Raw genomic sequence first — 12,354 nt, forward strand, 5'->3', positions numbered from 1 at the left:
GCTCACACGTGGATGGGGTGCGAGGTGCGCCCCGACGCCGAGTCGATCTCCTCGTGCGCCTTGGTGAGCAGCCGCATCGCCAGGTCGTTCAGCGCCCGGGCGCCGGCGATCTCCTCGCCGACCCTGGGCTGATTCGCGTCCGTGTGGTGCCTGCTGGCATGGCCGTGGGAGCGCACCTCGCTGCCGTCCGGGAGCCGTACCAGCGCGGCGGCCTCGGTGTGCCGCTCGTCCTCCTTGAACTCCAGCTCGACGTGCCATCCCACTGCGGTGTGCATCGTCATGACGATCACCTCCGGAAGAACCTGCTTCCAGGGTGCGCCTGATGGCGTACGGATGCATCCAATCGGGACGTTCCGGCAATGCAGCGATGTCGCGGGCGCCCGGGATCTGCCTGACGCCTCTCAGCCCCCGCGCAGCATCAGGCCGATCCCGACGACCAGCAGCGCGGCCGCGGCGATCCGCGGCACGCCGAACCGCTCCTTGAAGAACACGGCGCCGATCGCCGCGCCCACGATGATCGACGACTCCCGCAGGGCGGCGACCGGTGCCAGCTCCGCGCGGGTCTGCGCCCACAGCACCAGCGCGTACGCGGCGACGGACATCAGCGCCCCGAGGAGACCGAGGACGGCGAAGGGCCGCACGGTGGCGAGGAAGACGCCGCGCCACCGGTGGAGGGCGTACGCCGGGATGATCGTCCCCTGAATCAGCATCAGCCAGGCGATGTACCCGAGCGACGAGCCCGAGGAGCGCACCCCGAGCCCGTCGACCAGCGTGTACGCGGCGATGGTCAGGCCGGTCGCCAGCGCGGCGCCGAGCGCGGCCCGGTCCGGGCGCCGCCCGCGCAGCCCCCACAGCGCGACCCCGGTCAGCCCGGCGCAGGACAGCGCGATCCCGGCGACGGCCCAGCCGCCGGGCACCTCGTGCGCGAAGACCGCGGCGAGCACGGTCACGACGAGCGGCGCGCTGCCCCGGGCGATGGGGTAGGCCTGCCCGAAGTCGCCGAGCCGGAAGGACCGCATGAGCAGGGCGTAGTAGGCGATGTGGAGGGCGGCGGAGCCGAGCAGGTACGGCCACGCGGCGGCGGCCGGCACCGCCGTGAACGGCACGAGCGCCAGCCCGGTCAGCGCGCCGCCGCCGGATATGAGGGCGAACCCGGCGAGCTTGTCGGTGATGCGGTGGGCGATGGCGTTCCATCCGGCGTGGGTGACCGCGGCCGCCAGGACCGCCGCGGTGACCAGCGGGGTCACCCGCCACCCGGCTCGCGGACGTCCACCGGGGTGCCGCCGGCGTGCGCGACGAGCGTCTTCGGTTCCATCGGGAAGACGGTGTGCGGGTCCCCGGCCGCCGCCCACACCACGTCGTGGTCGAGCAGGCCCCGGTCGGCGAGCACCCGGGTCCTGGTCCGGTGCCCGAACGGTGGCACGCCCCCGATGGCGTACCCCGTGGTCTCCCGCACGACGCCGGCCTCGGCCCGTGTCACCTCCCGCGCGCCCAGCGCCTGCCGCACCAGCTCCACGTCGACCCGTGAGGCGCCGTCCATCAGCACCAGCACCGGCTCCCCGTCCGCGGCGAAGACCAGCGACTTGCAGATCTGGCCCAGTTCGCAGCCGATCGCGGCGGCGGCCTCGGCGGCGGTTCGGGTCTCGTCCGGGAACCGGCGGACCCGCTCCAGCACCTCCGCGATGCCCATCTCCCGCAGGGCCTCGGCGAATCGGGGGTGGGCTCCACGGCCCTCGGTGTCGGTGGCTGCGCTCGTCATGCGGGCAACCTAGCGGTGTGTGTAGAGGGCACGCGACCGGGTTTCGCGCCGTGGAACGAGGAAGCCGGTGAGGGCACCCCGTCCCCACGGAGCCCTCACCGGCCGGTCCCCAGCCGCGAGCGTGATCGGACCGATCAGACGCGGACCAGTTCCCGGTCCTCGTCCGGGTCCTTGCGGCCGTCCCGGTCGGAGGCGGTGCGCAGGCCCTCGCCCTCGACGTCCACGTTGGGCAGCGCGCGGTCCAGCCACTTCGGCAGCCACCAGGCCGCCTTGCCGAGCAGCGCGAGCACCGCCGGGACGATCGCCATACGGACGACGAACGCGTCGAAGAAGACGGCGATCGCCAGGCCGAAGCCGATCATCTTCACCATGGACTCGCTGGAGCCGATGAAGCCCGCGAACACCGCCATCATGATCACCGCGGCGGCCGTCACGACCCGCGCGCCGTACTTGAAGCCGGTCACGACCGCCTGGCCGGGCTTCTCGCCGTGGACGTAGGCCTCACGCATCCGGGTCACGAGGAACACCTCGTAGTCCATCGCCAGGCCGAAGACCACGCCCACCATGAAGATCGGCATCATCGACATGACCGGGCCGGTCTCCTCCACGCCCATCAGGCCGGACAGCCAGCCCCACTGGAAGACCGCGACCACCGCGCCGAGCGCCGCCAGCACGCTGAGCAGGAAGCCGAGGGCCGCCTTCAGCGGGACGAGGATCGAGCGGAAGACCACGATGAGCAGCAGGAAGGCGAGACCCACCACGAGCGCCAGGTACGGCAGCAACGCGTCGTTCAGCTTCTGCGAGACGTCGATGTTCATCGCCGTCGCGCCGGTGACCAGCACCTGGCCGTCCTGGCCGGCGGTCAGATCGGCACCGGTGTCGCGGATGGCGTGCACCAGGTCCTCGGTGGTGGCCGAGGACGGCTTGGCGCCCGGGATCACGGTGATCGTGGCGGTGTCGCCGGCCTTGTTGGGCGCCGGCGGGGTCACCGTCACCACGTTGTCCAGGCTCTTGATCTCCCCGGCGACGTCGCCGAAGAGCGCCTTCGGGTCCTCGCTGCCCTTGCCGTCGACGACCACCATCAGCGGGCCGTTGAAGCCCGGGCCGAAGCCCTCCGAGAGGAGGTCGTAGGCGCGGCGCTGGGTGGTCGAGGCCGGCTGGGAGCCGTCGTCGGGCAGGCCCAGTTCGAGGGAGGTCGCGGGGACGGCCGCGGCGCCGAGGCCGACGACGCCGAGCAGCAGCACGGCCACCGGGCGGCGGACGACGAAGCTGGCCCAGCGGGTGCCCATGTTGGGGCGGTCCGCCTTCTTCGCGGCGCGCCCGCCGCCGAGCAGCTTGCTCTTCTCGCCGGCCGGGCGGACCTTGCGGCCCGCGTAGCCGAGCAGCGCGGGGATCATGGTGAGCGCGATCAGGACGGCGATGGCGACCGTGCCCGCCGCGGCGATGCCCATCTTGGTCAGCATCGGGATGTTGACCACCGACAGGCCGACCAGGGCGATCACGACGGTGAGACCGGCGAAGACCACCGCGGAGCCCGCGGTGCCGACGGCCCGTCCGGCCGCCTCCTCGCGGTCGCGGCCCTCGGCGAGTTCGGCGCGGTAACGGGAGAGGATGAACAGGGCGTAGTCGATGCCGACCGCGAGGCCGATCATCGTGGCGAGCGTGGAGGTGGTGGAGCCCAGGTCGAGGGGGCTGGCCAGCGCGGTGATCGTCGCGACGCCGATGCCGACGCCGATGATGGCGGTGAGCAGCGGCAGTCCGGCGGCGAGCAGCGAGCCGAAGGTGATGACGAGAACGACCGCGGCGACCGCGATGCCGATGATCTCGGAGCTGCCGGTGTGCGGCACGGCCTGGAGGGCGTCACCGCCGATCTCGACGGTGAGCCCGGTGTTCCGCGCGGCCTCGGCGGCGCCTTCCAGGGCGTCCTTGGTGGTGTCCTTCAGCTCCATGCCGGACACCTTGTAGGTGACCTGCGCGTAGGCGGTCGTGCCGTCCCGGCTGACGGACCTGGCCTGGTAGGGGTCGGCGACGGCGGCGACCTCGGAGCCGTCGGCCAGTTCCCGGACGGTCTTCTGGACGGTCGCCTTGTTGCCGGCGTCGGTCATCTTCTCGCCGGCCGGCGCCTTGAAGACGACGCGCGCGGTGGCGCCGTCGGCGCTCATGCCGGGGAAGCGTTCCTCCAGCAGGTCGAAGGCCTTCTGGGCCTCGGTGCCGGGGATCGAGAAGGAGGTGGTGCCGGGGGTGGGGGCGCTTGCCGCGCCGACGCCCGCGAGCGTCAGCAGCGCCACCCATATGAAGGCGACGATGTGCCTTCGCCGGAACGAGAACCGGCCGAGTCGGTAGAGAAACGTGGCCACGAGGGCGTACTCCCGGTCAGTCGTGGGGTGGTCAGGGCAGAAACGGTCGGCCCGACGACGTGAGCGGTCGCGTCAGGTGGTGCGGAGCAGGTCGCTCAGGTGGTGGTGGGGACGCCGAGGGCGGGGAGGACCACGGCGTCGATGTACGAGATGAGGAAGTTCTGCGTGGGCGGCAGTTCGTCGATCAGCGCACGGGTGACAAACGCACCCAGCAGCATGTGCACGACGAACTCCATCGCCGGGTTGTCCGCGCGGACCTCACCCCGGTCGACGGCGCGCCGCAGCACGCGCCGGAACTCCTCCAGCTCCGGCTCGATCAGCAGTTCCTTGAACGCCCGCAGCAGGTCGGGGTTGTTGTGGACCGCCATGGCCAGGCCGCGCATCAGCGCGGTGTTCTGTTCCATGGCGCAGTCGTCCTCGCGGGTCACGAGGGCGACCAGGTCGCCACGGAGGGAACCGGTGTCGACGTCGGCGACGCCGCCCGGCTTCATGTGCCGCATCGCGTGCGCCACCAGCTCGGCCTTGCCGCCCCACTGGCGGTAGAGGGTGGCCTTGCTGGAGTGGGTGCGGGCGGCGATGGCGTCCATGGTCAGGGCGTCGTAGCCGACCTCGCGGAGCAGGTCGAGTACGGCCGTGTACAGCTCGGCCGCGCGCTCGGGCGTGAGCCGGCTGCGACGCGCGGTTGCGGTTGCGGCCATGCCCCTCACCTTCCTTCGCGTGAACGAGACTGTTTCGTACACCACCACTGTAGTGCCCGGCCCTAGCGAAACGAAACCGTTTCGTACGTGCGCTGGATCACTTCTGTCGGAACCGCATAAGTCCCGCACCCCGAGGGGTGGGCGAGCAGGTAAAAACCGTACAAGTTGCCCGCCTCTCGCGCCGGGCAAAGCATGAAGAGGTGACCTATCTGCGCCTGCCCCATCTCCACGGTGACCTGCTGTGCTTCGTGGCCGAGGACGACCTCTGGCTCGCCCCCCTCGACGGTCCCGGCCGGGCCTGGCGGCTCACCGCCGACCGCACCAAGACCGGCCATCCGCGCTTCTCCCCCGACGGCCGCCATATCGCCTGCACCAGCTGGCGCAGCCTCGTCCCCGAGATCCACCTGGTCCCCGTCGACGGCGGCCGGGCCCGGCAGCTCACCTACTGGGGAAGCGCCGACACCCGCGTCTGCGGCTGGACACCGCCCGAAGGGGACGGCACCGGCGACATCCTCGCCGTCGCCTCGCACGGCGAGCCCTTCTCCTACTTCACCTGGGCGTACAAGGTCTCCCCCGACGGCGACCCCGGCCGCAAGCTCCCCTGGGGCCCGGTCTCCGACATCCAGGTCGCCGACCTCGCCGACGGGCACAAGACCCTGCTGCTCACCGGCACCCCGCCGCACGAACCCGCCGCCTGGAAGCGGTACCGGGGCGGCGCCATGGGCCGCCTCTGGCTGCACGGACAGCGGCTCCTCGCCGACCTGGAGGGCCATCTGGACGCGCCGATGTTCGTCGGCGACCGGATCGCCTTCCTCTCCGACCACGAGGGCGTCGGCAACCTCTACTCCTGCGCCCACGACGGCTCCGACCTGCGCCGCCACACCGACCACGACGCCTTCTACGCCCGGCACGCCGCGAGCGACGGCGCCCGGGTGGTCTACCAGTGCGCCGGCGACCTGTGGCTCGTGGACGACTTCTCGCCCGACGCCGCCCCGCGCCGCCTAGACATCCGGCTGAACGGGCCACGCACCGGCCGCCGCCCCTACCAGGTGCCCGCCGCCCACCACGTGGACGGCCTCTCCGTCGACGAGACCGGCCGGGCCAGCGCCGTCGTGGTGCGCGGCAGCCTGTACTGGCTCACCCACCGCGACGGGCCCGCGCGCACCATCACCGACACCCCCGGCGTCCGGGTCCGGCTGCCGGAGATGCTGGGCTCCGGCAGCCAGGTCGCCTATGTGACGGACGCGGAGGGCGAGGACGCGATCGAGATCGCCTATCTCCCCCGCGCCACCGGCGACCGTGAGCCCCGGCGGCTCGCCTCCGGCGAACTGGGCCGGGTCCTGGAACTGGTCTCCGACCCGCAGGGCGAACGCCTCGCCATCGCCGCGCACGACGGACGGCTGCTGCTGATCGACGCGACCGAGGACTCCAACGGCGAGGTCACCGAGCTGATCCGGTCGATCAACGGCCCGGTCCGCGACCTCGCCTTCTCCCCCGACGGCGCCTGGCTGACCTGGTCCCACCCGGGCATCGGCCGCACCCTGCGGCAGATCAAGATGGCCCGTATCGCCGGTGCCGGAGGCACCGGCGAAGGTGCCCGCTTCGTCGTCGACGTCACCGACGGCCGCTTCGAGGACGAGAACCCGGTCTTCACCCGCGACGGCCGTTACCTCGCCTTCCTCTCCTGGCGCGGCTTCGACCCGGTCTACGACGTCCACACCGGCGACCTGTCCTTCCCGCTCGGCTGCCGCCCCTACCTGGTCCCGCTCTCCTCCGCGACCCCCTCCCCCTTCGCCCTCGACCCCGACGGCCGCCCCGCCGCCGGCGGTCTCGGCCAGCTGGGCGACGCCGGGGACCTCGGCGACGGGGGCGGCGGCGAGAGCGGCGCCGTCACCGTGGAGGTGGAGGGCCTGGCGAGCAGGGTCACGCCCTTCCCGGTCGCCGCGTCCAAGTACTCGGCGCTGTACCCGGTCACGGGCGGCGGACTGGTCTGGCTGCGCTGGCCGATCTCCGGCGCGCTCGGCGAGACCTTCGTCAACCCGGACGACACCAGCGGCCGCCCCACCCTGGAGCACTTCGGCATCGCCAAGGCCAAGCGGTCAGAACTCCTCGCCCACCTCGACTGGTTCGCGGTCAGCGGCGACGGCAGCCGCCTGGTCGTCGTCGACGAGGGCGACCTGCGCGCGGTCCCGTCCACCGAGAGCGGCGACGGCGACACCACCACCTGGATCGACCTGCGCCGCATCCTGCACGAGGTCGACCCGGCCGCCGAGTGGCGCCAGGCCTACGACGAGGCCGGCCGCCTGATCCGCGCCCACTTCTGGGAACCCGGCATGTGCGGCATCGACTGGGACGCCGTACTGGAGCAGTACCGCCCGCTGGTCGACCGGGTCGCCTCTCCCGACGAGTTCGCCGACCTGCTGCGCGAAGTCCTCGGCGAACTGGGCACCTCCCACGCCTACGTCACCGCCGCCCGCCGCAACGAGGGCCCGCCCCACTACCAGCGCCGGCAGGGCCTGCTCGGCGTCAACTTCGTCCGCCGCGACGGCGGCTGGGCGGTCCAGCGCCTTCTGCCCGGCGACTCCTCCGACTCCAAGGCCCGCTCCCCGCTGGCCGGTTCCGGAATCCGCGAGGGCGCCGTCCTCACCCATGTCGACGGCCGCCCGGTGGACCCGGTCACGGGCCCCTACCCGCTGCTCGCCGGCGCGGGCGGCACGACCGTGGAGCTGACGTTCACCCCCGCCGAGGGCGAGGGCCGCGCCCGCCGGGTCGCCGTCGTCCCGCTCGTCGACGAACGGCCGCTGCGCTACCAGGACTGGGTCGCCAAACGCCGCGAGGTCGTGCGGGAGTTGAGCGGCGGCCGCTGCGGCTATCTGCACATCCCCGACATGGGCGGCTCCGGCTGGGCCCAGTTCAACCGCGACCTGCGCATGGAAGTCTCCCGGCCCGCCCTCATCGTCGACGTGCGCGGCAACGCGGGCGGGCACATCAGCGAACTCGTCATCGAGAAGCTGACCCGCACCATCCTCGGCTGGGACCTCACCCGCGACGCCCAGCCCGTGTCCTACGCCTCCAACGCCCCGCGCGGCCCGGTGGTGGCCCTCGCCGACGAGGCCACCTCCTCCGACGGCGACATGATCACCGCTGCCTTCAAACTTCTCAGGCTCGGCCCGGTCGTGGGCCAGCGCACCTGGGGCGGAGTCGTCGGCATGACCGGCCGCCACCGCCTCGGCGACGGCACCGTGATCACCGTGCCGATGAACGCGGCCTGGTTCGACGCGTACGGCTGGTCCGTCGAGAACAAGGGCGTCACCCCCGACCTGGAGATCCTGCGCACCCCCCTCGACTGGGCCGAAGGCCGCCACGCCCAACTGGACGACGCCGTCCACCTGGCCCTCGACCTCCTCAAGACCAGCCCCCCGGCGACCCCACCCGACTACACCAGCACCCCCGACCGCTCCCGCCCGAAACTCCCCCCACGCACGTTTTCCTGATGTGAGCGCGGCGGCCGCATTCGACACCGGCGGCCCCCACCCGCCTCAGGGGCGCGGGGAACTGCGCGAGAACCCCCACGGCCCACACCCGACGACGAACCGCCCGCCCGGCGCACCCGCGGCAACAGCAAAAGGATGGGCGCCCCCGGCGAACACCGGAGGCACCCACACCAGGAAAACCAGACCGCAGCGGTCAGACCTCGTCGAGGTCTTCGTCGAAGCGCTCCCGCTGGGACCGCTCCCGCTCGGGCCGCTCCCGCTCGGGCCGCTCCCGCGTCATCGGCTCGTCCTCACGACGCTGCCCGCGACGGTTCTGGACCTGCTCCTTGGCCTGGTCCATCTTCTCGCGAGCCTGCTGCTGCCACTGCTCGGACTGGTCCTGGAACTTGTCCTTCATACCCATGTGTCGTCACTCCTTGTGACTGGGGGGATGTGGGGCCCCGTGGGGGCTCCTCCAGATTCACATGGGCGGACACGCTGTGCATGTCGATCACCTACGCTGCGTAGCGGCAACGGCCCTGGCCTGCTCGTCCGCCGCCCCGCCCGCGCCCACCAGCCCGGTGCGCATGCCCTCCAGCCGGTCCGCGAACCGCCGCATCTCCCGCTGCCCGACCGTCCCGATGACCGCCGGCAGGTACCCGCGCACGCCCTGCATCCCGCGCAGCCACCACTGCCCGTACACATGGGCCGACCGCCGCTCGATCCCGGCGACGATCCGGTCCACGGCCGGGCCCAGCGGATACGTCTTGTTCGACGGCCACGGCAGCCGCTGCCGCAACTCCCGCATGACGTCGTCCCGGTCGGCGCCGCGCACCATGTCGGTGTCGGTCCAGGACAGATAGCCGACGCCGACTTTCACGCCCCGGTGGGCGACCTCCGCGCGCAGGCTGTGCGCGTACGCCTCGACACCCGACTTGGACGCGCAGTACGCGGTCATCATGGGCGCGGGGGTGATCGCGGCGAGGGAGGCGATCTGGAGCAGATAGCCGCGGCTCTCCATCAGCACCGGCAGGAAGGCCCGCGCGGTCACGGCCGAGCCGATCAGGTTGACCTCGATCACCCGCCGCCAGGCCTCCGGGTCGGAGTCGGCGAACGGCCCGCCGGTCGCCACGCCCGCGTTGGCGACGACGATGTCGACCTTCCCGAACCGCTCCTTGACCTCGCCCGCGACCCGGGCCATCGCCTCGTGGTCGGTGACGTCGGCGTACCAGTGGTCGCTGTCGCCGTACAGCCGCGAGGAGACCTCCTTGAGGGCGTCCGGCTCCAGCCCGACCAGCGCGACCTTCACCCCGCGCGCCGACAGCTTGCGCGCCAGCAGCTCGCCGACCCCGCGCGCGGCCCCCGTGACGACCGCGACCTGCCCTTCGAGGCTCACCCTGGTCATGCGCCCTCCCTCACCTTCACGTACGTCGTGACGAGTTCCCGTATCTTCCCGGTGATCAGCTCGGGTGCCTCCACCGGTGTCATGTGGCCGAGCCCGGGCAGCTCGTCGAGGCCGGTGCAGCGGGGCAGCGCGGCGGCGAGCGCCCGCGCGTGCGCCGGCGGGGTGAGCCGGTCGTGCGAGCCGACGACGACGGCCGTGGGCACGTGCAACTCCCGTACGGCGTGGTCGAGGTCGAGCGCATCGAGGACGCGCGACCAGGCGTGGCGTACGGCGCGCGGGCAGGCGTGCACCACCCTGGCGCACGCCTCCACCATGTGCGGGGCGGAACCGGCGCCCATGGTCCCGTACTTGAGGACGCGCCGGGCGAGCGGCGTCACCGGGCCGAGGGGCGCGCGCGAGCCGAGAACGCGCCGCGTGAGCCAGGTGCGCAACCGCCCCGGGCGCAGGGGCACGAGGGTGGCGGCGGCGACCAGCTGGGAACTCCCCGTGCTGCACAGCAGGACGGCCGCCGCGTGCTCCCGGACGCGGGGCCGGCCGGCCGCCGCCAGCACCGTCATGCCGCCCATGGAGTGGCCGGCGAGCACCGCCTTCTCGCCGGGCGCGAGGGTGGCGGCGAGGACGGCTTCCAGGTCGTCGGCGAGGGCGTCGGTGCTGCACAACCGGCTCGCGGGGCTGCGCCCGTGGCCGCGCTGGTCGTAGGCGATGACCCGGTGCCCGGCGGCCAGCGCGCGGATCTGCGCCGCCCAGAAGGCGGTCGAGCAGGTCCAGCCGTGGATGAGGACGACGGGGGGCGCCTGCTCGGGCCCGTGCACCTCGGCATGCAGCCGCGCGCCGTCGGCGGAGACGACGGTCAGCTCGCGGGCGGGGGCGGGCGGGGCGTAGGGGCCGGAGAGGACGTGCGGGAGCCGGCTCATATCGCGGCCTCGGCCTCGGCGGCACGCTCCCCGGACCCGGCGGCACGCGTCCCGGCCTCGGCGGCACGCTCCCCGGTCTCCGGGGTGCCCTCGCCTGCCTTCGCCACCGGCGGTCGCAGCACCTCGTACTCCATGAGGTCCACCCGTCGTGTCGCCCGCCGGAACTCCGCCGTCGTGCCCGGCCAGACGGTGGTGTTGCGGCCATTGGCGTCCAGGTACCAGCTGGTGCAGCCGCCGGTGTTCCACACCGTGCGCTTCATCCGCTCCTGCACCCGCCGGTTCCAGGCGCCCACGGCGCTGGGGCGGGCGTCGAGGGCCGCGCGCCCGCCGAGCACGTCGAGCTGGCGGACGAAGTCGGCCAGGTAGTTCAGCTGGGACTCGATCATCAGGATCATCGAGGAGTTCCCGAGGCCGGTGTTGGGCCCGATGATCGTCATCCAGTTGGGGAACCCGGCCGCGGAGGCGCCGCGCAGGGCCTCCATGCCGCCCTTCCAGACCTCGGCGAGGGTCCTGCCCTCCGCCCCGACGACCCGCTCGGCGATCGGCATGTCGGTGACGTGGAACCCGGTGCCGAAGATGATCGCGTCGACCTCGGCCTCACTGCCGTCGGCGGCGACCAGGGTCGACCCGCGCACCTCGGCCAACCCGGAGGCGACGACCTCGACGTTCGGCCGGGCGAGCGCCGGATAGTACTCACTCGACAGCAGGATCCGCTTGCAGCCGATCCGGTAGTCGGGCGTGAGCTTGGCCCGCAGCGCCGGGTCCTTGATGGCGCGGGCCATGTTCCGCTTGGCCAGCTGCTCGACGAAGCCCAGCTGGCCGGGGTGCTTGGTGAACGCCTGCACCTGCAACTCCCGGACGCCCCACAGCAGTCCGCGCCGGGCCTGAGTGGTGAACGGCAGTTTCCGGTGCAGCCACCGCTCGGCGCCGCTGATCGCGCGGTCCATCCGGGGCATCACCCACGGGGGCGTGCGCTGGAAGAGGGTGAGCTTACCGACCCGCGGCTGGATGGCGGGCACGATCTGGATGGCGGAGGCCCCGGTCCCCACCATGGCGACCCGCTTGCCCTTCAGGTCGTAGTCGTGATCCCAGCGGGCGGAGTGGAAGACCGTGCCGGGGAAGGAGTCAAGGCCCGGGATCTCGGGGATCTTCGGGTCGGACAGCGGCCCGGTGGCGGAGACGACGAGGTCGGCGGTGAGCCGGCCGGAGCTGGTCTCGATCTCCCAGCGCAGCTGCTCCGCGTCCCAGGTCATCAGCTCGACCTCGGCGTCGAACCGCAGATGCGGCCGCAGCCCGAAGACGTCCGCGACCCGCTCCAGGTAGGCGCGGATGTGCTCCTGCCCGGAGAAGGCGCGCGGCCAGTCGGGGTTGGGCGCGAAGGAGAACGAGTAGAGGTGGGACGGCACGTCGCAGGCGCACCCCGGATAGCTGTTGTCCCGCCAGGTGCCGCCGACGCTGTCGGCGCGTTCCAGCACCACGAAATCGGTGACGCCTTCCCGCCGCAGCCGCACCGCGGCGCCGAGCCCGCCGAACCCGGACCCGATCACCGCCACCCGTACATGCTCGTGCTCGGCCATCCCGTAGCCTCCACGCATCACTCGTAACCATGCCAGTGAACACTGGCGCAATGGGGAGAGTAGAGGAGAGCCGTACTCATCGGTAGGGGGCGGAACGAAGAAAGTTACCGACGGTACGACTTAGGGTTCGACCGTGGCAGACAAGGCAGAGAAGCAGGCGGGGACGACATC

Annotated in this window: 10 protein-coding genes; 1 reads left to right on the forward strand and 9 read right to left on the reverse strand. The window is 72.5% G+C overall.

Annotated elements, in window-relative coordinates; translation table 11 throughout:
* Nucleotides 1–2: 2 nt before the first annotated feature.
* The 5 genes from VE614_RS17745 to VE614_RS17765 all read right to left on the reverse strand — a co-directional run bounded on the left by VE614_RS17745 (nt 3) and on the right by VE614_RS17765 (nt 4,814).
* Nucleotides 3–281, reverse strand: coding sequence for a DUF1876 domain-containing protein (locus VE614_RS17745; RefSeq protein ID WP_324937610.1), 279 nt, complete (start codon nt 279–281; stop codon nt 3–5).
* 120 nt (nt 282–401) lie between these two features.
* Nucleotides 402–1,247 carry an EamA family transporter gene (locus tag VE614_RS17750; protein WP_324937612.1) on the reverse strand — a complete coding sequence of 282 codons (846 nt, stop codon included), beginning with the start codon at nt 1,245–1,247 and terminating at the stop codon, nt 402–404.
* On the reverse strand, nt 1,244–1,759 hold the full coding sequence (locus VE614_RS17755) for a YbaK/EbsC family protein (protein WP_324937614.1): 516 nt from the start codon (nt 1,757–1,759) through the stop codon (nt 1,244–1,246). Before VE614_RS17755 ends, VE614_RS17750 begins: the two co-directional genes overlap by 4 nt.
* A gap of 134 nt (nt 1,760–1,893) precedes the next feature.
* Nucleotides 1,894–4,116 carry an MMPL family transporter gene (locus VE614_RS17760; RefSeq protein ID WP_324937616.1) on the reverse strand — a complete coding sequence of 741 codons (2,223 nt, stop codon included), beginning with the start codon at nt 4,114–4,116 and terminating at the stop codon, nt 1,894–1,896.
* 95 nt (nt 4,117–4,211) lie between these two features.
* Nucleotides 4,212–4,814 (reverse strand): TetR/AcrR family transcriptional regulator, encoded by a 603-nt coding sequence (locus VE614_RS17765; RefSeq protein ID WP_324937618.1) that lies wholly within the window; start codon nt 4,812–4,814, stop codon nt 4,212–4,214.
* A 200-nt stretch (nt 4,815–5,014) separates the two neighbouring features.
* Here VE614_RS17765 and VE614_RS17770 point away from each other — a divergent pair, with 200 nt between their 5' ends.
* Nucleotides 5,015–8,308 (forward strand): S41 family peptidase, encoded by a 3,294-nt coding sequence (locus tag VE614_RS17770; RefSeq protein ID WP_324937620.1) that lies wholly within the window; start codon nt 5,015–5,017, stop codon nt 8,306–8,308.
* Between the two features lie 193 nt (nt 8,309–8,501).
* On the opposite strand, the gene VE614_RS17775 is transcribed toward VE614_RS17770, so the two are convergent.
* The 4 genes from VE614_RS17775 to VE614_RS17790 form a co-directional block, all read right to left on the reverse strand.
* Entirely contained in the window at nt 8,502–8,711 is a 210-nt protein-coding gene (locus VE614_RS17775; RefSeq protein ID WP_324937622.1) for a hypothetical protein, read from the reverse strand.
* 87 nt (nt 8,712–8,798) lie between these two features.
* Nucleotides 8,799–9,692: an SDR family oxidoreductase gene (locus tag VE614_RS17780; RefSeq protein ID WP_324937624.1), complete on the reverse strand. Its 894-nt coding sequence runs from the start codon at nt 9,690–9,692 to the stop codon at nt 8,799–8,801.
* On the reverse strand, nt 9,689–10,606 hold the full coding sequence (locus VE614_RS17785; RefSeq protein ID WP_324937626.1) for an alpha/beta hydrolase: 918 nt from the start codon (nt 10,604–10,606) through the stop codon (nt 9,689–9,691). Before VE614_RS17785 ends, VE614_RS17780 begins: the two co-directional genes overlap by 4 nt.
* Nucleotides 10,603–12,183, reverse strand: a complete 1,581-nt coding sequence (locus VE614_RS17790) for an NAD(P)/FAD-dependent oxidoreductase (RefSeq protein ID WP_324937628.1) — start codon at nt 12,181–12,183, stop codon at nt 10,603–10,605. Before VE614_RS17790 ends, VE614_RS17785 begins: the two co-directional genes overlap by 4 nt.
* Nucleotides 12,184–12,354: the final 171 nt, after the last annotated feature.

The sequence above is a fragment of the Streptomyces sp. genome (genome assembly GCF_035645055.1).
Lineage (GTDB): Bacteria > Actinomycetota > Actinomycetes > Streptomycetales > Streptomycetaceae > Streptomyces.